General features: G+C 40.3%; 23 protein-coding genes. 12 read left to right on the top strand and 11 right to left on the bottom strand.

Annotation, left to right across the window (positions count from 1 at the left end):
* Window positions 1-3: 3 nt before the first annotated feature.
* Together ESA94_RS19090 and ESA94_RS19085 are read left to right on the top strand one after the other, a co-directional pair.
* Entirely contained in the window at window positions 4-549 is a 546-nt protein-coding gene (locus ESA94_RS19090; protein ID WP_129132546.1) for a nuclear transport factor 2 family protein, read from the top strand.
* 211 nt (window positions 550-760) lie between these two features.
* Window positions 761-1843: an amidohydrolase family protein gene (locus ESA94_RS19085; protein ID WP_129132545.1), complete on the top strand. Its 1083-nt coding sequence runs from the start codon at window positions 761-763 to the stop codon at window positions 1841-1843.
* 34 nt (window positions 1844-1877) lie between these two features.
* On the opposite strand, the gene ESA94_RS19080 is transcribed toward ESA94_RS19085, so the two are convergent.
* Entirely contained in the window at window positions 1878-2336 is a 459-nt protein-coding gene (locus ESA94_RS19080; protein WP_205756018.1) for a YdeI/OmpD-associated family protein, read from the bottom strand.
* 255 nt (window positions 2337-2591) lie between these two features.
* Here ESA94_RS19080 and ESA94_RS19075 point away from each other — a divergent pair, with 255 nt between their 5' ends.
* Genes ESA94_RS19075 through ESA94_RS19065 form a run of 3 tightly spaced genes read left to right on the top strand, consistent with a single transcriptional unit; the run spans window position 2592 to window position 3723 of the window.
* A complete protein-coding gene (locus ESA94_RS19075) occupies window positions 2592-2930 on the top strand; it encodes a cupin domain-containing protein (protein ID WP_129132543.1) in 339 nt (112 codons plus the stop codon).
* A 46-nt stretch (window positions 2931-2976) separates the two neighbouring features.
* Window positions 2977-3504, top strand: a complete 528-nt coding sequence (locus ESA94_RS19070; RefSeq protein ID WP_129132542.1) for a hypothetical protein — start codon at window positions 2977-2979, stop codon at window positions 3502-3504.
* A gap of 9 nt (window positions 3505-3513) precedes the next feature.
* Window positions 3514-3723, top strand: a complete 210-nt coding sequence (locus tag ESA94_RS19065; RefSeq protein ID WP_129132541.1) for a YwbE family protein — start codon at window positions 3514-3516, stop codon at window positions 3721-3723.
* A 117-nt stretch (window positions 3724-3840) separates the two neighbouring features.
* Here ESA94_RS19065 and ESA94_RS19060 read toward each other — a convergent pair whose 3' ends face one another.
* The 8 genes from ESA94_RS19060 to ESA94_RS19025 all read right to left on the bottom strand — a co-directional run bounded on the left by ESA94_RS19060 (window position 3841) and on the right by ESA94_RS19025 (window position 12786).
* The gene (locus tag ESA94_RS19060; RefSeq protein WP_164972798.1) at window positions 3841-4275 is read right to left on the bottom strand and encodes a CHRD domain-containing protein; all 435 of its coding nucleotides are present in this window, start codon (window positions 4273-4275) and stop codon (window positions 3841-3843) included.
* 114 nt (window positions 4276-4389) lie between these two features.
* Window positions 4390-5145: an SDR family oxidoreductase gene (locus tag ESA94_RS19055; protein WP_164972797.1), complete on the bottom strand. Its 756-nt coding sequence runs from the start codon at window positions 5143-5145 to the stop codon at window positions 4390-4392.
* A gap of 211 nt (window positions 5146-5356) precedes the next feature.
* Complete coding sequence (locus tag ESA94_RS19050; protein ID WP_129132538.1) at window positions 5357-7504, bottom strand: glycoside hydrolase family 97 protein; 2148 nt, start codon at window positions 7502-7504, stop codon at window positions 5357-5359.
* Window positions 7505-7795: 291 nt separating this feature from the next.
* Window positions 7796-8788 (bottom strand): DUF2971 domain-containing protein, encoded by a 993-nt coding sequence (locus tag ESA94_RS19045; protein WP_129132537.1) that lies wholly within the window; start codon window positions 8786-8788, stop codon window positions 7796-7798.
* Window positions 8789-8991: 203 nt separating this feature from the next.
* Complete coding sequence (locus ESA94_RS19040) at window positions 8992-9240, bottom strand: hypothetical protein (RefSeq protein ID WP_129132536.1); 249 nt, start codon at window positions 9238-9240, stop codon at window positions 8992-8994.
* A 6-nt stretch (window positions 9241-9246) separates the two neighbouring features.
* On the bottom strand, window positions 9247-9597 hold the full coding sequence (locus tag ESA94_RS19035; protein ID WP_129132535.1) for a DUF6804 family protein: 351 nt from the start codon (window positions 9595-9597) through the stop codon (window positions 9247-9249).
* A complete protein-coding gene (locus tag ESA94_RS19030) occupies window positions 9598-10152 on the bottom strand; it encodes a hypothetical protein (RefSeq protein WP_129132534.1) in 555 nt (184 codons plus the stop codon).
* Between the two features lie 225 nt (window positions 10153-10377).
* Window positions 10378-12786, bottom strand: coding sequence for a S9 family peptidase (locus tag ESA94_RS19025; protein ID WP_129132533.1), 2409 nt, complete (start codon window positions 12784-12786; stop codon window positions 10378-10380).
* Window positions 12787-13065: 279 nt separating this feature from the next.
* Between ESA94_RS19025 and hisG the strand changes: the two genes are divergently transcribed.
* The 6 genes from hisG (at window position 13066) to ESA94_RS18995 (ending at window position 19337) form a co-directional block, all read left to right on the top strand.
* The gene (gene hisG, locus ESA94_RS19020; RefSeq protein WP_240671105.1) at window positions 13066-13983 is read left to right on the top strand and encodes an ATP phosphoribosyltransferase; all 918 of its coding nucleotides are present in this window, start codon (window positions 13066-13068) and stop codon (window positions 13981-13983) included.
* Window positions 13984-14057: 74 nt separating this feature from the next.
* Complete coding sequence (gene hisD, locus ESA94_RS19015; RefSeq protein WP_129132532.1) at window positions 14058-15332, top strand: histidinol dehydrogenase; 1275 nt, start codon at window positions 14058-14060, stop codon at window positions 15330-15332.
* Window positions 15333-15406: 74 nt separating this feature from the next.
* Entirely contained in the window at window positions 15407-16459 is a 1053-nt protein-coding gene (gene hisC / locus ESA94_RS19010) for a histidinol-phosphate transaminase (RefSeq protein ID WP_129132531.1), read from the top strand.
* Window positions 16460-16526: 67 nt separating this feature from the next.
* A complete protein-coding gene (locus tag ESA94_RS19005) occupies window positions 16527-16940 on the top strand; it encodes a c-type cytochrome (protein ID WP_129132530.1) in 414 nt (137 codons plus the stop codon).
* A 99-nt stretch (window positions 16941-17039) separates the two neighbouring features.
* Window positions 17040-18203 carry a bifunctional histidinol-phosphatase/imidazoleglycerol-phosphate dehydratase HisB gene (gene hisB / locus ESA94_RS19000; RefSeq protein WP_129132529.1) on the top strand — a complete coding sequence of 388 codons (1164 nt, stop codon included), beginning with the start codon at window positions 17040-17042 and terminating at the stop codon, window positions 18201-18203.
* A 312-nt stretch (window positions 18204-18515) separates the two neighbouring features.
* Window positions 18516-19337, top strand: coding sequence for a universal stress protein (locus tag ESA94_RS18995; protein WP_164972796.1), 822 nt, complete (start codon window positions 18516-18518; stop codon window positions 19335-19337).
* An 11-nt stretch (window positions 19338-19348) separates the two neighbouring features.
* On the opposite strand, the gene ESA94_RS18990 is transcribed toward ESA94_RS18995, so the two are convergent.
* Both ESA94_RS18990 and ESA94_RS18985 read right to left on the bottom strand, forming a co-directional pair.
* Entirely contained in the window at window positions 19349-21127 is a 1779-nt protein-coding gene (locus tag ESA94_RS18990; protein WP_129132527.1) for a patatin-like phospholipase family protein, read from the bottom strand.
* Window positions 21128-21268: 141 nt separating this feature from the next.
* Window positions 21269-22501 carry an ABC transporter permease gene (locus ESA94_RS18985; protein WP_129132526.1) on the bottom strand — a complete coding sequence of 411 codons (1233 nt, stop codon included), beginning with the start codon at window positions 22499-22501 and terminating at the stop codon, window positions 21269-21271.
* A gap of 124 nt (window positions 22502-22625) precedes the next feature.
* Between ESA94_RS18985 and ESA94_RS18980 the strand changes: the two genes are divergently transcribed.
* Window positions 22626-23930, top strand: coding sequence for a type IX secretion system plug protein (locus tag ESA94_RS18980; RefSeq protein WP_129132610.1), 1305 nt, complete (start codon window positions 22626-22628; stop codon window positions 23928-23930).
* Window positions 23931-23959: the final 29 nt, after the last annotated feature.

Below are 23959 nucleotides of genomic sequence, written 5' to 3'. Positions count from 1 at the left end.
CACATGAAACAGTTCATTCTTGTAATCGTGGGCTTTTTGCTGTTTGCAGCCTGCAACAACCCCAAGCCCGAAGAAACAACTACAACCAGCACAACAACCGAAGGAGAAACCAAACCTCAGCCGGCAGAATTTGCCGATCAGAAATATGCACAAATTGGTAAAAGCGGGCTGGAACATTTAGCCGCAGGTCATGTAGACGCATGGCTGGAAGCATTTGCCGATAATGCAGTTTACCAATGGAACACAGGCGACAGTCTTGCTGGTAAAAAAGCAATTATGGATTACTGGAAAGACAGAAGAGCTAATGTGATTGATTCGCTCAAATTCAGTAATCTTATTTTCCTGCCGGTAAAAGTGAATCAACCACAAAGCACAGAAGCTACTGGTGTGTGGTTGCTTTGCTGGTACAGGGTTGATGCAAAATATAAAACCGGAAAAACAATGACACAATGGATGCACATGGCGCAACATTTTGATGCCAATGATAAAATTGACCGCAGCATTCATTATATGGACAGAGCTTCTGTTGCTGCAGCAACTGCTAAATAAAATGTTCTGACCAAAGCGTCATTGCAAGGCACGGAGCAATCAATAACAATTTATCTATTCGTCACAAAAGATTGCTTCGTGCCTCGCAATGACGTTTGCGTGTATGGCAGCTCATACTTTTTATCATTTGTTTTACTAAAAATATGACAAGCGGAAACCGTTGTTTTTGATTGATGCTTTTCTTTGATGAAGCTAAACGACTCATCAACCCATGCACAAATATTTTATCATCGGTTCATTATTGCTTACCGTTACTGCAACTGCTCAACAAAAAATTGATTTTGAAAGTTACAATCCGCCATCAACGCTGGTAACGCCGCAGCATCCGTTGTCGAAATCGAAATTCCCTTTTATTGATGTACACAATCACCAGTTTCAAATGCCGTCGATGGATTTGAACACACTCACTGTTGATATGGATAAACTCAACATGCGTGTAATGGTGAACTTAAGTGGCGGCACAGGCGATCAACTGAAGAAAGCTGTTGATAATGCCAAGCAAAACAAACCCGGACGTTTTATTGTTTTTGCCAATGTTGATTTTAAAGGCGTGGGCGAACCCGGCTGGGGCGAAAAAGCTGCAAGGCAACTGGAAGAAGATGTAAAGAATGGTGCAAACGGATTAAAAATCTACAAGAGTCTTGGTTTTAGTGTGAAAGATATAAACGGCAACCGTGTAACAGTTGATGATGCACGTCTTGATGCAGTGTGGAAAAAAGCAGGTGAACTAAAAATTCCTGTGATTATACATACAGCCGATCCAAAATCGTTTTGGGATCCGTTAGACAACAGCAATGAACGTTGGCTTGAACTCATTATTAATCCCAACCGCAAACGTGGTGCAGATAATCCTGTGCCATGGGAGACACTCATTAACGAACAACACAATCTTTTTAAAAAACATAAGAACACCACATTCATTGCTGCACATTTCGGCTGGTATCCCAACGATCTGCAAAAGTTGAGCACTATCCTCGATGAAATGCCGAATGTTGTTGTAGAGTTTGGAGCTGTAATAGCAGAACTTGGCCGACAACCCAAAGCAGCCAAAGCATTTTTTACCAAATACCAAGATCGTATTTTATTTGGCAAAGACAGCTGGGTTCCTTCGGAATATGCAACCTATTTCCGTGTACTGGAAACAGAAGACGAATACTTTCCCTATCACAAAAAATACCATGCATACTGGGCCATGTATGGTATGGGACTCCCCGATTCCATTTTAAAGAAAGTGTATTACAAAAATGCATTGCGCATTATTCCCAATATTGATAAGAGCGGTTGGCCGGAGTAAACAATACTGAAGAATAATATCGAACGAGGAAGGTTTATAGAAACTGTTTGGGTCTTGTTTGCCTGCCTGCATGTTCGGCAAGTTCATCAATTCGTTTTTGTCGTGTTTCGGAGCGCTTAGCTGCTGCAACCCAATGCAACAATATTTTCTGAACCGATTGGCTTAAACCTGTAAAATATTTTTTCGATCCGGGCTGTAATCGAAATGCACTTGCAAGGTCTTTGGGAATAAGTAATTCTTCAACCTGGTCTAACGCATTCCACGAACCATTTTTCTTTGCCAGTTCAACACTTGCAAAGCCGGCCTTGGTCATAAGTCCTTCGTCGGTTAGCTTTTCAATTTTGGCTTTATTAATTTTAGACCAATTGCTCTTTGGTTTTCGCTTGCAGAAAAACTGAATAAACCGATCATCGCCTAACGATTTTCGTGTACTGTCTATCCATCCAAAACAAAGTGCCTCATCAACAGCATCACTCCAGCTTATTGTGGGCATGTTTGCTTGCTTCTTATAGCAAAGCAGCCAAACCGATTGTTCTTTATCATGATTTTTTTGCAACCACTGTCTCCATTTTTGTTTGCTAGACGCATAAAAAGTTGCGATCTCTTTTCCGTTCATGTTCAGTTTTTCAGATTATAAGGTTACAGCTTCTGTTTATGAAGTAACCCTAACGAATGATCCCGATTGGTTGAATGTACGGCAACAAATGTACCCGTTGGTGAACTGTTGCCGAATAAATATTTTTGCAGCATGTTACATCAACCGGGATTTATTGAAGACAAACAATTTGAATGGCAAACTGCAGGTGAAGGCATTCGCCGTAAGATAATGGCGTACGACCCATCGCTGATGCTGGTGAAAGTAGATTTTGAACAAGGCGCAATCGGCAGCCTGCATAAACATGTGCATGTACAGATAACCCATATTGAAAGCGGTGTGTTTGAAGTAGAGATCGCAGGTGAAAAGAAAATTTTAAGCACCGGCGATGGCTTTCACATACCATCGAATGTTGAGCACGGTGTGCTGTGCCTGGAAAAAGGAGTTCTGATTGATGTGTTTAGTCCAATGCGGGAGGATTTTGTACAATAAGTTTTTACAATCTGAGTTATGTACACAACGCTTAAACCAAACCGCAATGCCCCAAAGTTTTAAAACGCAGGCAACAATATTTTTCCGTTTATCTTTCTGCCTGTTATTTACTTTTTTCTTACTTACCGCTTACACGCAAACGCCTGCCAAAAACAAGCAACAGCAAAAAGCAGAACAGGCATTGCTGAAATACCTGCACAAGCTCTGCACCGACTTTACAAAAAATGAAATGCCGATAGAACTGGGTACAATTACAAAACCGTTCCGTATAGAACAAGAGTCGCTTGTACTTGTACGACGTTTTGAGACAGACAGTGCAGTGCTGTTTCAAAAATATATTATGCCGGTTTCTGAAATAACAGATGTATTCTTTGATTATTATATCGGCTTTGAAGGCACAAGCTATCAATCGGTAAGTACAGCAATTGCGAAAGGAAATGAACAGCAATACAACAAATCGAACAGCCTGCTTTTACTGCATGTTGCTCCGGTTGGCGATATAGAAGAAGGTTATACTATTCAGACAAAACTACTTTCGCTTGTAAAAGCGTTACAAGAGGCTTACAAAAAATAATTACAGAAAATGGAAGGAACAATTCGTGCAAATATTAAACCCGGAATGCTGGTGTTGATTGTACTAAAGAAAGACCAACGTACCGGTACACTTACCGAAGGCATTGTAAAAAATCTGCTCACGAGTGCGCCCAAACATCACCGTGGCATCAAAGTACGTTTAGAAGACGGACAGATTGGACGGGTGCAGAAGATACTTGAAGACGATGCAGCCTTTTAACTGCTGATACAGCAAACAGTATAATCTCATTAAAAAAGCAAAAGGAGCAATGTATTTACAATTGCTCCTTTTTTTACAACTCCCGCTTACTACAGGAAATTTTTATGCTATCAGGATCTATTTTGCAACCAATTTACCCCTGATCTCTCCCGATGGATAAGCTGCCGATTGAATATTTACGTAACAGTTACCCGCTTTTAATTCTGCTGCAGCCGATGCACTTAACTGAATATTGATTGAAACCGGTGATGTAACCACTGCACCTAACGATGCAATTATTTCACCGTTTACAAGTGTTGTTCCTTTTTGTACATACCAGCCTGTTGGTGTAATACCACTATAGGTGAGTGTTCCGGAAAATGTACCTGTGCTGCTGTTATATTTTCCGTTGAATGTTGCTGTTGCTGTTGAACCATTGGGTGGTGCTTGGCTATCGCCATTACAATTAGCTGTATACGGTTGCTCACTTTCACTTGCCGATTCTTTTTTACAACTCACTAATGCAATTGCTGAAAAAAGAAAAACAGCAACGATTGTCCGTGTTCTTTTCATTTTCATATTGTAGTTGATTTAAATGAACAATACACAGGCCTTTCCAATTACTGTGCCAGTACGCAACAGCAGAATAATGAGCGTACTTTTAAAGTATGAGTATCAATAGATAAGTTATTTTTCCACCAAATGCTGCGCCAGCCATTGCCTCCAGCTTTTGCTATGTTTCACACTGTTCGCTGTTGTTAAACTACCATTACAAAATGTGCGGCCAAGCTCTCCCCAAATTGGTAAATTAAAGATCAGTTTTTTCTTTCCGCTTTGCTCCATCCATTCATTTGCCATTTCCTCCAACGTAAGAGCCTCTGCTCCACCTATCTCTATTGTTTTTCCAACTGGTTCTTCTTTCGACAACCTATACAACTCTGCTGCCACAATTGACGCATCAATTGGTTGCGAAATAATCTTCTTTGGCAACAATCCAACAGGAAATTTCAAAAACGTTGTAATGATCTGGTGAATAAACTCATGAAACTGTGTTGCCCGTAAAATGGTAAATGGTATACCCGATGCTTTGATTGCATTTTCCGATGCAAGCTTTTGTTTGTAATAAGCAAACGGCACTTTATCAATGCCAACAATAGAAATATAAACAAGATGAATGTTCCGATTCGTACCGATTGCCTGTAACAGGTTTTGGGTGAGTAAGGCATCTTTTTTAAGATCTGTGGCAAGATGAAAAATGACTTGTTTTCCTTCCACTGCTTCCTTAACAGCTTTGTTCTGCAGCAAATCCATTGTTACATTATGATCCTTTCCACTTTCAGCGTTCCTGCTGCCGATCATATGCGGTATATTCTGACTGCTTAGCAAAGCTGAAAGACTTTTACCTAAGGTTCCCGTGCCGCCGGTAATGAGGATTGTAGACATGATCATTTTTTAGATAACAATATTATTGATGGATTGAATGCAAAAAAAGTAGCAAACCGACAATTTAACTGGCAAGACATCTTCTACTTCTTGTTAATGGTATAAGCTGCAAATGGTTTGACGGCTTGCAGCCGTACCGATAATAAAAATCCGGCGCAAACAAAACGTTCACGCCGGATCGAACAAAAAACCAGAAACAATAAACGAAAAACTATTTCTTTTTCTTCAACGCTTTGATCATTTCCGGTGTTGCTTCTTCAAAACTGATAGCATAACCACCGCCCGGAGCTACCCATTGTTTCAGCTTGCTTTTATTGGTCACCACAATTTTGGTAATGGTATACGCCTGCGGATTTGTTTTATAGTGTGCAGTTGCTGCATCAGCATAAACAGTAGCAATATATTGTTTGCCGTCCGCTAAAAAATCAAATGCAATGTTTGATGTACGGGCTTCCTCTCCTCCTATACTGCCCACAAACCACTTCCCTGTTTTCTTTGCTTTGCGTGCAACAGTGATGTATGTGCCGGGTTCTGCTTCAAGATATTTACTATCGCTCCAATCAACAGCCACATCTTTGATGAATTGAAATGCATCTGCAAAACGCATATAGTTCTCCGGTAAGTCAGCAGCCATTTGCAACGGACTGTACATGGTAACATACAATGCCAGTTGATTGGTAAGCGTACTGTTTACATGCGAATTGTTATCGGGATTTAATTTGCTGATGTCCATTTCAAACACACCCGGTGTGTAATCCATTGGGCCGCCAATTAAACGTGTAAAAGGAAGTACTGCTACATGATTTGGTTTCGATCCGCCAAATGCCTGGAACTCGGTGCCACGTGCAGCTTCGTTACCAATTAAGTTAGGCCATGTGCGTGCAATACCTGTTGGACGAACTGCTTCATGTGCATTCACCATGATCTGGTATTGTGCTGCCTGCTCTATTGCATATTGATAATGATTAATGATCCACTGGCTGTAATGATGCTCACCTCTTGGTAAGATGTTTCCTACATAACCACTCTTTACCGCATCGTAACCATTTGCTTTCATGAATTTGTAAGCAGTATCCATATGTCGTTCGTAATTCCGAACCGAAGAAGATGTTTCATGATGCATGATCATCTTCACGCCTTTTGCTTTTGCATATTCACGAATGCCCACCACATCAAAATCAGGATACGGTGTTACAAAATCAAACACATAATCTTTCGACTGACCAAACCAATCTTCCCAACCAACATTCCAACCTTCCACCAACACGCCATCAAAACCATGTTGTGCCGCAAAGTCGATCAGTTCTTTTACATGCGCCGTATTGGCGCCATGTTTACCATGCGGTTTAGCTTTGCTGAAATCGCTTACACCTAACTGTACTGCAGGAAAATCGTTCGTGTACGACCAATTACTTTTACCCGTGATCATCTCCCACCACACACCCACATACTTTACTGGTTTTATCCACGATGTTTCTTTGATCTTACTTGGTTCGTTTAAATTGTACGTGATCTTCGATGCAAGAATATCTCTTGCATCATCACTTACAATAACAGTCCGCCATGGAGAAGTAGAAGGTGTTTGCATATATCCTTTATCACCCACTGCATCAGGTGTCAACCAACTTTGAAAAACAAAATTCTTATCATCCAGGTTCAGATGCATACAGGAATAATTGATGAGTGCCGCTTCGTGCAGGTTAATGTACAAACCATCATCACTCTTCATCATCAATGCTGTTTGCACACCTGTAGGTGAAAAAGGTGTTTGCGATGCATTGCTTGTAATAGAGCTTTTCATTAAACCACGTATCTCTGATAAACGGGAACGGGTGTAATCGTATTCCTGCGTATCATAATCACCGGCGATCCACCAGGCAGTGTGGTTACCCGTCATGGCAAACTGGCTATGCTCTTCTTTAATAACGAAGTAATTGAAATTTTTCTGCGAAGGAAATTCGTAACGGAAACCCAACCCATCATTGAATAAACGAAAACGAATGATTATCTGCCGATTGGTTTCTTTTTGCTGCAGGGTCACTGCCAGCTCATTATAGTTGTTGCGGATGTTGCTCACTTCGCCCCACACCGGTTGCCATGTTTCATCGAACGTAGCTGTTTGAGTAGATGCAATAGCGAAATCGTTGAGCAATGATTTTTTGTCGTTCTTTAATTCCAGGCCTAATGTGCTGGGCTTAATAACTGCTTTGTTTTTGTACGCCAGTTGATACTGCGGCGCACCGGTAGCGGTTACATTAAACTGTAAGACTAAATTTCCGTTGGGAGAACGCAGCTCCTGTGCAAACGTATACACACACAGGAACAGCAATGCTGCAATGCAGCCGATTGTTTGTTTCATAATCAATAGTTGTTAAGAGTCGGGCGTAAAGTTAGTTGTTTGCAGCTTTAAACAACAACAGCAACAACTGACAGCGGTGAAGTTTTTTCTCTTCTGCAACTGATTCTCATCATTGAAAACGTTTGCGGTGATTGGAAAAAAAGTTGAGAAGATTTGAATCTCCTATTATACTTCGTAGCAACGTCTCTCCTTGCATATAGTTGTTGTTCTGCATAAATGTTTTTTGAGAAACTTTACTAAGAACAAAATACTCAGCTATACTTATTGGGAGACCTTGCTGATAAAAAGTGCTTAGCTATATAAATTCAAGGGAAGTTCGATTGAATAGCCAAGTCTCCATTGAAATATTTCTTTTAGCTGCCTTCCGAACCTGTAATATTCCTCCGGTGTCAAACCACATTTATTGCCAAAATGTATCTCTTCGATTTTAAATTGTGGTAAATCCGGTTTGGTTAACGAAAAGGTATCATTAACCCGTTCACTTATATCTAATGTTTTTAGATAGGATGAGTTCGGGTCGATCCACAGCTTTAAAGGTATGTAGCTTACAATCCGATTTCTTCCAATCTCAATTTTGAGTTCTTTTCTGACGTACCGTAAATATTCAACTTCATTTTTGAAAGGAAAAATGTAAGATAGTCGGACTTCCTTTTCATCTTCGTATTGTTCTTTCTTAAAAAACCCTGCAAATCGCCAAATGTCACTCATAAATGTTGGGTGACCATTGTATTTTCTTTTCAAGTCATCAATCTCCCTTTGGAAATTTTCAAATTTTGCGTCAAGCTTATAATAAACTTTTGAAAGAAAAAAATTTTCCCATTTATCTCGGTTGTCGATTAGTGAAAATACAATTGCAACTCCTGAGTAATCTTTACCATATTTCTTCCATAAATATTTGCTGTTAAGATTCTCGTACGAGCAAAAGGATGCAGTAAAATAACTATCCTTTATTGTCGATATTTGAGGCTCTGAAAGAGATAACAATTTGCCGGCGTACGAAAACTCCTCCTTATCTTCTGAATTTATTAGATTATATAATCTTACTTCACTATTATTAACTATCGAGGATAAGCTATTTAAACTAGTCCAATGAACGAATTTTAATTCCCCTGAAAAATAAAACGGCGTCTTTTTATAGTGCCTAAAATACCTAGAAATTCTTGAATGAAAATTTGAGCCTGAATAACCAATATTATCAATAACATCCGGATAATACTTATCTAAAATAGCTATATATTCATCAAGCATTGATTCAAGAATGTCTTGTTGTTTATTGTGTTCCATAAAATTTCAGCAAATGGTTCGGTGGTTGCCGAAGGTAGGGAATTTCAAAACTATCGTTGTTGTGAAAAACTAGAGATAATCAAAGCAGAAAAGTATTATATAGGCTCTTAAACTCTGCTTCTTCAAACCCATGCTAGCGGTTCATATAATTTCATCTATTAAGGTCTGTACATCAAAACTAATATTAACCTTATTTATTGCACTTATTGTGTATTTGTTTTATAGTTCGCAAGTAGATATGCTCCCGCAAGCCCGCAAAGTCCTAAAAAGATTGAAGTGTTTGAAGCACCAGTATCACCATGTCGCCAAATACCTGACAAATTTGCATAATTTAAAGAACGATTTAAGATTTTGAAACTCTCCAAACAAAATATAATTCCTGTCAATACTGGTATAAATAAAAGTATCAATCCCAGAATCAATTTAATTAGTTCAATTATTTTTCCGTACATGATTTATTAGTTTTTAGGTCTGTCACTTTTAGCTTTTACAAATAAGAACCAGTCATAAAATATTGTCACTATTGTAATACCCACAATTAAAAAATCAATTATGTGCCATATCTGTTTTTGAAACCAAAATTTCTGAAACGGATTAAACAAGATAGCAACAATCCCAAAATATATAAAAAGCCCCATTTGTTTTTGGTTGAATGATTTATAACAGAAATAAATAAATGGAATCATTACAAACCAACGAAGAAAATTGTAATAACTGTATTGTTGTTTAGTCATTGCTGCAATTATTAGTGCAGCCGCAACCGCAAACTTTATAACTGTGTCAAGAAGTAAAAAAATATTGTTTTTCATTTATTTTGATTCGTCTATTTCCTCAAGCTGGCAATCAATCGCAATACCTGTAAAAATTGTTATCATCGTACCTGCATCATCACTAAGATGTGTGTAAGTATATGAACCATCTTCATCGCTTTCCATGTCTGCTTTAATTGAGGGGTCTGAAGATTTTACTTTAGTGACTTTAAAAACAAACACTCCTCTTGTCGCTTGATTACCACTGTAAAGTGAATCTAATTGTACTGTTGAAAATGTTATGATTGCAAGAAAATTATGAGTAGCATCTGTTCTTTCGTCTAAAACTTTAACTACATAATTGCTATCAGTTTTTACGATATCATACACTCTACCCTTAAAAAGAATGGGTTTGTTTTGAGCAATAAACATATTTTGAAAATGCGATGTATAGGATGCTGTCGTATCCCAATTTGCAACTGCATTGTATTTCCTCGCAAGCGTCTTTGCAATCGCCTCATTTTTATCAGGATTTTCTTTTTTGTCTGAACTACCGCATGAAGCAACAAGTATTACTAAAAAAAATCCGAATGTCAAATGAAGTTTAGAAGTCATTATTTAAATTTATTTTTTTGTTCGTTCTTTCTTCACAATATGTTGTAAGTCCTGAGGTCGTCCAAGCATGATCGCTAAGATTTAAATATACGAACCTTCTTGTTTAAAGAACCATTGATTTGTAATTCACTTTTCAACAACCGTTACTCAAATAACCAACCGCCACAAAAAATCGGGCACAAACTTTCGTTCATGCCCGACTCATTATTCATTACTCATCATTCATTACTTCTTCCCCTTCACATATTTCTCTAACCACATATGCTCTTCCCACAACAAATGAAGAATATTTTCTTTACCACGGTAACCATGTGCTTCGTAAGGTAAGCTTACATAACGCACATTACCACCATTACCTTTCAATGCCTGGAACATCCGTTCACTCTGGATGGGATAAGTTCCGGTGTTATCATCTGTATCGCCATGCACCAACAGAATTGGTGTTTTCAGTTTTTGTGCATAGCTGAACGGACTCATATCAAAATACAATTGCGGCGCCTGCCAGTACGTACGGTCTTCGTTCTGGAAACTGAACGGCGTTAATGTTCTGTTGTACGCACCACTGCGGGCAATACCAGCTTTGAACCAATTGGTATGCGAAAGCAAATGCGCTGTCATGAATGCACCATAGCTGTGACCACCAACTGCAACACGTGTACTATCGCCCACACCCATTGATGCTAATTTATCAATAGCAGCACGTGCATTTAATTTCAACTGTTCTATAAAATCATCATTTGGTTTTTTATCAGCACTTGTACTTACAATCGGCATCTCTGCATTATCCAACACAGCGTAGCCTTGCGTTACCCAAAAGATAGGGCCACCCCAGCCTATTCGTGTAAATGTATTTTTCGATCCACGTACCTGTGCTGCATCACGTGCATTGGTGAACTCACGTGGGTAAGCCCACATCAACACCGGCAACGGACCATCTTTCTTTACATCATATCCTTTAGGCAAATAGAGATTACCTGTAAGATCAACACCATCGGCACGTTTGTATGATATTTTTTGTACACTCACTCCTTCCAGTTGCGGATATGGATTTTTAAAATCAGTGATCTGCTTTCCACCACCGGGTACAATTCCTTTCAATGTTTTTACATGATAGTTAGGCACCACCGTTTGTGTTTCCATTCTTGTAAGCACTGTAAGACTGTTACGATCCAATACATCCATCACCATTTCATATTCATCTTCTTTACAACGCCAGATGATCTCATTCTTTTTTGTTGCAAGATCAAAATAGGCAAGGAATGGCAGATCACCTTTTGATGATGCACCTGTTGTGTTATTCATCAATAGTTTTCCATCATGCGGAATCACTACATCACGACCATAACTGTTTTTTTCTGTTACAGGTGAACCGGGATTATTGTATGCATCATTTGCACTACGTTCCTGCAACAGTTCCATTTCACCGGTTGAAGGATTCAGCTTACTCAGTTTTGTTTGTGCTTTGCTGCGCAATACTTCCTGCACCAATGCGAAACTGCTGTTGCCCCAGGTAGTGCCACCATAACGCATTTTTGTTTTAAACAATTCTTTCGGCTGTGCGGTAAAAGGTGCAGGCAACGCATACACGGCATCACGATACTCTGCTGTGTTTTTTATTAACCCGCCATCCAATGCTTTGCACCATACAACGGTTGCCGCTTCATCATCACGCCATTCAATACTGCGGGGAACATCCTGCACATTATCGTTACCTGCGGGAGCAGTTTCTGCAGAAGGAAGTTTAGCGATCTCTTTTATAAATTTTCCGCCTGCATCGTGTATTGCAACGGTTGAGTTGAAACCAAAAGCAGGTACTACATACGAAAACGGTTTGCTGATGGTACGTACCAACCAATATTTTTTATCGGGCGATGCACTGATGCCGGAATAAATAGCAGGTTGATTGATCTTTGTTTCAACACCATTTACATTCTTCACCAATTGTGCCAATGTAAAAAATTCAAACAACGATTCATCGTAAGGCGATTTAATCATATCCTGGAAAGTTGGACGAGGTGCAGCACTGCCATAGCTTTCCTGTACTGTTGGTCCTTTCGGCGTAATCGGGCGCTTGGGCATTGCCGATGCAGGTTTGATAATGGTTTTATACAACACTGTATTATCATCTAGCCAACTGAACGCAGCACCAAGCACAACGTTTAAAGCAGTCTTGTTTACTTTCGTTGCTTTTTGTGTTGCAATATCTACCACATACAAATCAACAACAGAACCGGTGCTGTTGGTAAATGCAAATTTCTTTTCGTTAGGACTCCATGATACTGCATTTGCCAGCATGTTAGCAGGCAATCCGCTGATCTTATATTCTTTGCCCGAAGCAATATTCTTGATTGTAAAATTGTTAATGTAGTTCTGGCGGCTTTGCGAAAAATTTGCAGGGTTGATACGCAAACCCGCAACACGTACTTCCGGCTGGCCAAGTTCATCAACCAGCGGATACGTATTACGTTCAATCAATAACATCCATTGGCCTTTACTGTCTACACTAACAGTTGGTGTAGGTTTTGCCAGTGCAAGATCCATAATGTCTTTGGGTGGTAATTGATAATTTACCGCATCCTGTGCAATGGTTTTCATTGCAAGAAAGAATAAGAGTAAAACAGATACGCTTCTCATACAAATGATTGTTTGTTTTGGATTTCGAAAATACCGCAGGAAAAAATTTATTCCATACCGCTCAACAAAATATTTGCCGATTCAATTTAGCACCTTATTTTTGCGCCATGATTTCAAACACACATACACACCATCATCATACTTGCCCTAACAGGTAAGCCGGTTGTGTATTGTGTTCTACAATATTGTAAAAAGGCTTACGGAACGTAGGCCTTTTTTTATTGTCTGAACTGAACAAACGACTTAACACCGACCTGACAGGTCAAGCATAAACTAATTATGATGCAGGAAAAAAAGTACACCCCACTCAGCGAATTAAGTGGTGGCAGCAGCGACAAACCAGCAAAGCTCCGTATCGCTATTCAGAAAAGCGGACGACTCTACGACGATTCAGTAAAACTGTTGAACGAATGTGGTATTGAATTACGCAATGTAAAAGACCGTTTAAAAACAGAAAGCGACACCTTTCCGATGGAAGTTTTCTTTTTGCGTGATGATGATATACCGCAATATGTGGAAGATGGTGTAGCCGATATTGGTATTGTTGGTGAGAATGTATTGTTTGAAAAAAACAAGAAAGCCGAGATTGTTGAGAAGCTTGGCTTTGGCAAATGCCGTTTAAGCTTGGCGATCCCCCGCAGCGAAACCTACCAGGGTGTACAAAGCCTCGATGGCAAACGTATTGCAACAAGTTACCCGTTCTTAGTAAATGAGTTTTTGAAGAAGAACAATATCAACGGTGAGGTACACGAGATCAGCGGCAGTGTGGAAATTGCGCCGGGTATTGGTTTGGCTGATGTAGTGGTTGATTTGGTAAGCAGCGGCTCTACCCTTTTCATGAATGGATTGAAAGAAGTAGAAACCATTCTGCAATCGCAATCGGTGTTGATCAAAAACAACAAGCTGAATAAAGAACAGGAAATACTGTTGGATAAATTGTTGTTCCGCATTAAGGCTGTGAAGAAAGCAAAACGCAACAAATATGTGTTGATGAATGCACCGAATGATAAACTTAACGACATCATTGCATTATTACCGGGTATGAAAAGTCCAACGGTTTTACCATTGGCAGAAACCGGCTGGAGCAGCGTACACAGTGTATTGAGCGAAGATGAGTTCTGGGAAAAAATTGAACAATTGAAAGCAGCAGGTGCTGAAGGAATTTTGGTGGTACCTATTGAGAAAATGGTGATGTAACCCCACCTAAATCCTCTCCTGAAAGGGGGGACTTAAAACAAAAACGTTTCGTTCCGTAGGAACGATTGAGAAATATGCAGATCATAAAACATCCAAAGAAAAGTGAGTGGAGCAAATTGCTCAAGCGTCCGGCTATTGAAGCATCATCGTTGGAAGCAAGCGTGGTAAACATTTTGCACGAGGTAAAGGCAAGCGGCGATGAAGCATTGAAACGTTTTGCTACCATCTTTGATAAAGTGACGGTTACGGAAATACAGGTAACCAATGCAGAGATCGATGCAGCTTCAGCTTCACTCAGCAATGAATTGAAAGATGCTATTGCATTAGCTAAGCAAAACATCGAAACCTTTCACCGCAAACAGGTAAGTACTGTTGAAAAAATCGAAACAATGCCCGGCGTTCTTTGCTGGCGTAAAACAGTAGCTATTGAAAAAGTAGGCTTGTATATTCCGGGCGGTACCGCTCCTTTGTTCTCAACCATTTTAATGTTGGCGATTCCTGCTAAGATCGCAGGTTGTAAAGAAATTATTCTTTGTACGCCGCCTTCTAAAGATGGAAAGATCAATGCTGCTATTTTATACACTGCACAACTGGCGGGCATTACCAAAATTTTTAAAACCGGTGGTGCACAAGCGATCGGTGCAATGGCTTATGGCACACAAACTATTCCCCAGGTATATAAAATTTTCGGACCAGGCAATCAATATGTAACGGCAGCAAAGCAATTGGTGCAGAAAGATGGTGTAGCCATTGATATGCCTGCAGGACCAAGTGAAGTATGTGTTATGGCCGATGATACAGCAGACCCTTCGTTTGTTGCTGCCGATCTCTTATCGCAGGCAGAACATGGTATTGATTCGCAGGTATTGCTGGTGAGCACTTCTGTGCAAATGATCGATGCTGTGTTGAAAGAAACTGCAGAACAATTGAAAGCATTACCCAGAAAAGAATTTGCAGCAAAAGCGTTGGAGAACAGCAAAGCAATATTGTTACCAACGGTTGCAGAAATGATCGAACTGGTGAATGAATACGCTGCCGAACATCTCATCATCAGTTGTAAAGACGATGAAGCCATTGCAGAGCAGATCATCAACGCCGGTTCTATTTTTCTTGGCAACTACTCACCCGAAAGTGTCGGTGATTATGCCAGCGGCACCAATCATACATTGCCCACCAACGGTTATGCAAAAGCATACAGCGGTGTAAGTGTTGATAGCTTCGTCAAGAAGATCACTTTTCAGAAATTAAGTAAAGAAGGTTTGCAACAGATTGGTAAAGCAGTTGAGTTAATGGCTGAGGCGGAAGGATTACTGGCGCATGCGGAAGCAGTGAGGAAGAGAAATCAATAGCCTTTAGCCGATAGTTACAAGTAAATACAGCAGTTGCACTCATTCACCATTGACCATTCACAATTCACTATAACATGTCATTCGATTTAAACAATTTACTCAGGGAAAATATTAAAGCCCTTGTTCCCTACTCTTCTGCACGTGATGAGTTTCACGGTGAAGCGAAAGTGTATCTCGATGCAAATGAAAACAGCATTGGTTCACCACTGGTGAAATGGTATAACCGTTATCCCGATCCGTATCAGCAAAAGATCAAAGAAAAATTATCAGCCATCAAGGGTGTTTCGCCGAAACAAATATTTATTGGTAACGGCAGCGATGAATGTATTGATCTGTTGTACCGTGCATTTTGTAATCCGGGTGTTGACAATGTGGTTATTTGTCCGCCTACCTATGGCATGTACGAAGTAAGTGCCAACATCAACGATATTGAATTACGTAAAGCTCCGTTGCTCGATGATTTCCAGCTGAACCTTGCACACATGGAAACATTGGTGGATGAACACACAAAGATCATCTGGATCTGTTCGCCCAACAATCCAACAGGCAACAGCATCAACATTGCCGATATTGAAATGGTGTTGAACAATTTCGATGGCATTGTGGTGGTGGATGAAGCTTACATCAACTTCTCCCGTCAACGTTCATTGGTAACACTGCTGGCTGATTATCCAAATCTCGTGGTGATGCAAACACTCAGTAAAGCATGGGGATTGGCAGGTTTGCGCTTAGGTATGTCCTTCGCAAGTGAAGAGATCATCAGCGTTTATAACAAGATCAAACCTCCATATAACATCAGCGAAGCCGTGCAGGAACTGGTGATCAAAGCACTCGATAATATGGAAGATGTGAATGCGATGATCAAAGAACTGGTGAATGAACGTAAGCGACTGGAAACTGAATTGCCTCAACTTCCTGTTGTAGAAAAAATTTATCCCAGCGATGCCAATTTTTTACTGGTGAAAGTGATTGATGCAAGAGGTATTTATGAATACCTGCTGGCCAAACAAATTGTAGTGCGGGACAGAAGCAAAGTAATTCTTTGCGAAGGTTGCCTGCGTATTACCGTTGGTACAGCAAAAGAAAACGATGAACTGCTGGATGCACTCCGTTCATTTATCGCTTAAGAAAAGATAACAGGCATTTGCTGCGGGTGCAGTAAATTTATTGCCTCAACCAATCATATACCAAACGATGAAACAACTTTCAATTGCTATTATACTTACAGCAAGTATCGGTCTGTTTTCATTCAGCTTACAACAGCCGAATTTAAAAGCTTCGATGGATCGTGGTAAAAAAGTTTACAACGAAACCTGTGCGGTTTGTCATTTACAGGATGGCAAAGGTTTACAGGGATTAAATCCCCCATTGATAAAAACCAAACAGGTAGCAGGTGCAAAACCACAGCTCATTAATATTGTTTTAAAAGGAATGGAACAGGAACTCACAATCAATGGTGAAACCTATTACAATCCCATGCCGGCGCAACCAAACTTAACCGATCAGCAAATTGCAGATGTATTAACCTATGTACGCAACAGCTTTGGCAATAAATATAGTTTGGTAACTGCAGCAGAAGTAAAAGCAGCAAGAGCAAAGATTAAATAAACTTAGCGCTCTTAGTGGTAACTCTGTGCCCTTTGTGTAACTACATTGTATCACAAAGAACACGAAGCAATCACAAAGGACACAAGAAAAAATCAACAGATGTCAACAACACAAATAACAGGTAAACGGGTTTTGTTTATTGATCGGGATGGTACACTTATTAATGAAGCGCCACCAACCTATCAACTTGATTCCTTCGATAAACTCAGTTTTTATCCTGATGTATTTTTCTACCTGCGCAAAATTGCTGCAGAACTCGATTATGAACTGGTTATGCCTACTAACCAGGATGGTTTGGGTACAACTGGTTTTCCGGAAGATACGTTCTGGCCTGTACACAATTTTGTGGTAAACAGTTTACAAAGCGAAGGCATTGTGTTCAGCGATGTGTTGATCGATCGCACATTTCCGCATGAGAATGCGCCTACTCGTAAACCCGGTGTTGGTATGTTTACCAAATACATCAACAACCCCGAATACGATCTGGCCAATTCATTTGTTATCGGCGATCGTATTACCGATGTACAGCTGGCAAAAAATCTCGGAGCAAAAGCTATCTGGATCAACAACGATGCAAATCTTGGTGCAGCTGAAATACAGGATAAAGTTGCTGAATTGCGTACATCAACCATTGCATTAGAAACCATTCACTGGAAAGAAATTTATGAATTCCTGAAACTGGGTTTGCGTACAGTGGTGCACGAACGCAACACTAACGAAACGAAAATAAAAGTAGAGTTGAATGTAGATGGCAGCGGCAAAGCGGTCATCAACACCGGTCTTGGTTTCTTCGATCACATGCTCGACCAGATTGCACGCCACGGTAAAATGGATCTCAACATTACAACGCATGGCGATCTGCATATTGATGAACATCATACCATTGAAGATACCGGCATTGCCTTAGGTGAAGCATTTGGCAAAGCATTAGCCGATAAACGAGGTATGGAACGTTATGGTTTTGCATTGCCCATGGACGAAGCCGATGCAAAAGTGCTCATCGATTTTGGCGGCCGTAACTGGATCGTTTGGAATGCAACATTCACAAGAGAAAAGATCGGTGAAATGCCAACAGAAATGTTCTTCCACTTTTTTAAATCGTTCAGCGATGCGGCAAAGTGTAACCTCAACATCGAATGTCATGGCGATAATGAACATCATAAAATAGAAGCCATCTTTAAAGCATTTGCAAAAGCCATCCGCATGGCGGTAAAGCGTGATCCGTTGAGCAATTACCTGCCATCAACCAAAGGTGTATTATAAAATCAATGATTTTTTTATAGCTGAAAAGCGTTCAGGCAAGCTGCTGAACGCTTTTTATTTTTTCCTGCAGTTTCTCCCACCCGCTGATTGAAGATTGCGGAAGCTCTGACATTTGTCATAGTTCAATCCTTTTTGTAATGTTAGTTTTATAGCATGATTTGGTGAATGCGTTAATCTGAAAAAAGTCTACTTGCTCAAACCTGACAACATAAACTTTTCAGGAGAATACGTGTAGTAATCAAAGCCATTAAAAACTTACCACATGAAATGTACCATAAAACTTATCGGGCAAATCATTATAAAAAACATCACATGAAAGCAATTCTTGTTCCTGTTGATTTTTCCTCAACCTCACTCAACGCCGCCTCTTATGCACTTCATTATGCGAAACAAGTTGGAGGAAAACTGATGCTTGTGCATGCATATGAACAACCGCTTATTCTTCCGCTTTACCAGGGTATTGAAGTATCGCCGGAACATATGCGTGAAATAAAAAAGAAAGAATTGCAATTGCTGGCAAATCAACTTACAGAGCTGGGGCCATTGGTAAAAATAGAGCAGCTGTTGTTTGATGGTAAGCTGGTTGATGTAATACAGGATTTAACCGAAGTGTTGCAGATCGCCTTTATTGTAATGGGTATTACAGGCGCAGGTAAAGCGAGAGAAGCATTGATTGGCAGCAATACACTCAGCATTTCAAAACATTGCAAAGTACCGGTATTGATTGTTCCTGAAAATGCTGTGTTTACAAAAATCAACGACATCGGTTTAACCACCGATTTTCGTGATGTGGTGCGAACTATACCCGACGACAGGGTAAAGGAACTTGTTGAAGCTACGGGTGCCCGTTTACATGTGCTGAATGTTGATTTCAAAAACAGGCAATGGACCAGCGATACGCCTTTCCAAAGCGGATTGGTGGAAACCATGTTTGAACATTACCATCCGCAATATCATTTTATTGATAAAGAAGACATGGTCGATGGATTGAACGAGTACGCCAACAAATACAGTATTGAAATGCTGCTGGTTATTCCGCAAAAACACAATTTACTCGAAAGGATCTTTGCAGGCAGTCATACAAAAGAATTAGTCTTCCACAGCGATGTACCCGTAATGGTAATGCATGCTTAAACAGCTTCGTTTCATTTCCAGAATTGCGCAGCCAAAGCAGTAGTTTCTATTTGCTGCTTTGTTTGTGCGTACCCTTTTTCAATGAGTTGTTGCCAGTTTTCCCAATCGAGGAATTTAAATTCTTTCAGATCGAGCTCAAGAAATACTGACACATGCGGCTTACTGCTCTCCTGCCTGTGACGGCTGTTGATGGTAATACTATTGACGAGTATGGATGACAGTCCGGGTAATTGATGCCCGTCTGCATTGGTAAGTTTGTTCCAGAATAAATTCCAGGAAGAAGGTATTTCAGGCAAATCAATTTCGGGAGAATCTTCGGCCGATAACGAAACCGCAATAATGTGCCGAACCGGTTTTTTATACATTGCTTCTACCGGCAGATTATCAATTACACCTCCATCAATATGTAAGTGACGATTAATGATAACGGGAGGAAATACACCGGGTATAGCCATACTTGCCGCCACCTGCTGACTTGTTAATCCGCTTTCATGCACTTTTAATGTAGCGTTTGAAAAATCAGTCGATACACAATAGGTGTTCACCCACAAATCTTCCAGGTGCGAATCGGAATACATTTCGCTTAAAAACTTACGGATCTTTTTACCGCTCATGAGCGAAACAACCGGCAATGTAAGGTCGTTGGATGTGAGCTTGCTTTCTCCCGCCTTTTTACAAACAGATTGAATTTGCTCATAATTAAAATCAAAATAAGAAAGTCCGGCTCCATAAACAGCACCGGCACTTGTGCCGCCAATAAAATCAAACTCGATACCCTGTTCCATTAATGCACGTGCAGCTCCAATGTGTGCAAACCCACGGGCTCCGCCTCCTCCCAATACCAAACCTACAGCCTGGTGTGTAATGATGCGGCAAAAACGCCTTGTATCAGCAGCATTGCGTTTGCGCAAATGCAGGTGTAATGCCACAGGCCTGTCTTTTAACCATCTGCCGGTATCGTACGGTAATGCTGCATCTTCTTCGTGCAGTAGTAACAAATACATTTTCCTGTTCAATTCATTACCGCTGTAAAGGCCAAGCTCCTTTTCGATGCTGTATAATGGACTCTCTGCTTTAAAATCTGTTGCAATAATTACAAGATCGCAATAAGCAATGCATTGCCTTGCCCATCCCGGATGTTCGATATCGCATACCAGGAAATTAAGCCCGGCATATTTTTCCATATCATCGAACCTGCTGTGTGTATCGTCTTCGGTATACGATTGATGATCGTAGATATTGATAGCAAAACCCATGGTTAACAGCTGCTGTTCAATAGCCGCTGTGTATTCGCTTACATCATTTGAAGGCTGCAGATTTACAACAGCAATATTTTTCGGCGCTGCATCCATTTTTGTTTGATGAGCATTGCGTTTTAACCGCTCAATAATAAACCGTGTAATGCTGTTTGCAAAAGAAGGAAACTGCTGCACCAGTTGCAGGTAAGCAGCATCATCGAGTTGCAGCAGACTCGATTTACGCAGGGCCATCACAGAAGCACTGTGCGGCTCTCGTGTAAACAAAGAGATTTCGCCAATAGGTTCGCCTGCAGAAATATCACCAAGAATAAAAATGCCTTCTTCTTTTTTCTGCATGGCCCTGAAACGGCCCGATAGGACAATATAAAACGAATGCCCACGGCCTCCTTGCTGAAAAACATATTCACCGGTTTTGAACTCGAGAATGTTGGTAAAGGATAAAATCGTTTCGAGCTGTTCATCGTTCATTTCGCCGAATAAACGCCTGAGTGATTGTTGGGATAGCAACTTGCTTTCTGTAGATGAATTCATTGATAAGAAAAACTGATCGTTAACAATATGGCTGAGCGGATTCAGAGAGACGGAAACAGAACTTGAAGATATTATTTATTTTGAATGAAGAGTAATTGCTTCTTCGATGTGTCAGACACTCTTCAAAATATCAGACACATATTACTCAAACCGCAACGCCTTTACAGGACTCATCTTGCGCACCAACAACGAAGGAACAAACAGGATAATAAAGCTCACAAAAAATGTAACTGCAATAATCAGCAGCACCTGCCACCAGATTACTTTTATGGGAGCCGTTGCAACATAATAAGCCGACTCATCGAGTTTGATAAACCCCGTTGCCTGTTGCAGAAAGCAAATACCCAAACCCAATACAACACCCAGCAAAATACCAGTAAGGGTAATGATCAATCCCTGGTTCCAGAAAATAACTTGTACCTGTCCGTTAGTAGCGCCGGTAGCTTTTAAAAGTCCGATCATGCGTGCACGTTCCAGCACAAGAATAATTAAACAGGAAATGAGGTTAATGACAGCTACAATACACATGATAATTAAGATGACCTGTTTGTTGGTGCTTTGCAAAGCAAGCCAATCGAAGATGTTTGGATAAATTTCACGCAGAGGTGTGCTGAACCAAACAACAGGTAACTGATCGAGCAGCTGGTTATTGGTGCTATAATCTTTCTTATAATCTTTGAGTGTTACTTCATAACCGCCTATCTGTGTTGCTGTCCATCCATTGAGTCGGCGGATGAGGTTCATATCTACAATGGCAAACGTTTTATCGTATTCCTCAATACCTGTTTTATAAATACCACTCACGGTAACCGGTCGTACACGTGGTACGGTTGAATTATTATCGATAAAATAAATGAGCACTTTATCGCCCACCTTTGCATTTATTTGCCGGGATGTGTATTGCGAAATAAGTACCTGGTTATTCTGCAGACTGTCATCAAATGCGATCCATTTCCCTTCGATGAGAAAAGGCAGCAGCCGTTCCTGCGAAAAATCTTTTTCAATACCCTTCAGCAAAACACCTTCAATGGTTTCATTTGTTTTGAGCATGGCCGATTTTGTAGCAAAGGCATCTACCAATGCCACATTCGGATTGGCTTTTATTGTTCGGTAAACGGTATCATTTTTTTCAACAGGTAATTCTTCGGCCAATCCCGATGTTGATGATAGCTGTTGCTGTACACGCAGATGCCCCCAAAAGCTGAACACTTTACTACTGACCGTGTATTGAAATCCCTCTACAAAAGCAAAAGCCAGGATCATCACCGCTACGCTGATAGCCGTTGCTGCAGTAGATAAACGGATAATAAAGCGTGAAAAGGATTGATTCTTCTGGAAAACCAAACGCCGTGCTATAAAGGAAGCAATATTCAAATCTTTATCTTTGAGATGACTGTAAAACTAATGGATTATTAGAAAAGGTTGCCAACCATACATGAGAAAGCAACCGTTTCGCTGTAATTTGAATCTTAAACCAAACAGTTTCAGCAATACCGGTATGCATCAACTCTTCAAAAAACAGCTTGTTTGTATTCTTTTTTTGTTTTCTGCAACAGCCATTCATGCACAGGAAACCGACCGCATTTTTAAACCCAATATCCGTTCGGTTAAGTTTCATGTTAAAGGCGATCAGCTGGCTTATCCAATTATACGTTTAAACGGCGGCGATCAGCTGGAGTTGCATTTTGATGATATGGATGCCGATGTAAAATATTATTCCTACACATTCACATTGTGCAATGCCGACTGGACACCTGCCATGTTAAGTCAGTTCGATTACATGAAAGGCTTTTCCAATGTACGCATCAACACCTACCGTAACTCTTCGCTGGTGCTTACCCGTTATACGCATTACAGCTGCAGCCTGCCCGACCGTAACACTACACCAACACGCAGCGGTAATTACATTTTAAAAGTGTTTACCAATGGCGATACATCGCAAGTAGCATTTACCAAACGCTTTCTGGTAATTGATACAAAAGTAACAGCAGGTGCAAGCATTGTACAGCCGTTTAATACATCACTTGCTAAAACGCAACAGAAACTTCAGTTTAGTGTAAACGTGCAAAACATTAAGCCTACCAATATTTTTCAGCAGATAAAAGTGGTGATACTGCAAAACTTTCGCTGGGACAACGCTATTACCAATCTGCAGCCAACATTCATCAAACAAAATGTATTGGAGTACAATACCGAAAATCAGGCGCTGTTTCCTGCACAGAAAGAATGGCGTTGGGTTGATTTAACCAGTTTCCGTTTACAAACCGATCGTATTGAAAAAGGCGATTACAGTAATAACAGCCAAACATTATTTATAAAACCCGAAGGCGAACGGAAAGATCTGCGGTACATGTATTACCGTGATTACAATGGCATGTATCAACTAATGAATATTGAACAGAATAATCCTTACTGGCAGGGCGATTATGCAACAGTATGGTTTCGTTACAGCACACCCGATCGTAAAGAAATATCCGGCAAAGAAATATACCTCTTCGGAGAGTTGACCAACTACGAACTTACTGCAGCTAACCGATTAACTTTTAATGCAGAAACAGGCATGTATGAAAACAAGCAATATTTGAAGCAGGCTTTGTACGATTACATTTATGTTACAAGAGATAAAACAACAAAACAAATAAGTGCCGATGTAACAGAAGGCAACTGGTGGGAAGCGGAGAATATGTACACAATTCTTGTATATTACCGTCCGCTTGGTGGCCGTGCTGATGAGTTGATCGGAATGACGCAGGCGAACTCACTTGCCAACAGACCCAACTTTAATAATAATCGCCTTTTATAGTAAAGTCTTCAACTGAAAGATTTATTTTT

Origin of the sequence: Lacibacter luteus (assembly GCF_004118265.1) — a bacterium.
Lineage (GTDB): Bacteria > Bacteroidota > Bacteroidia > Chitinophagales > Chitinophagaceae > Lacibacter > Lacibacter luteus.
This window is presented reverse-complemented; position numbering and strand designations above follow the sequence as displayed.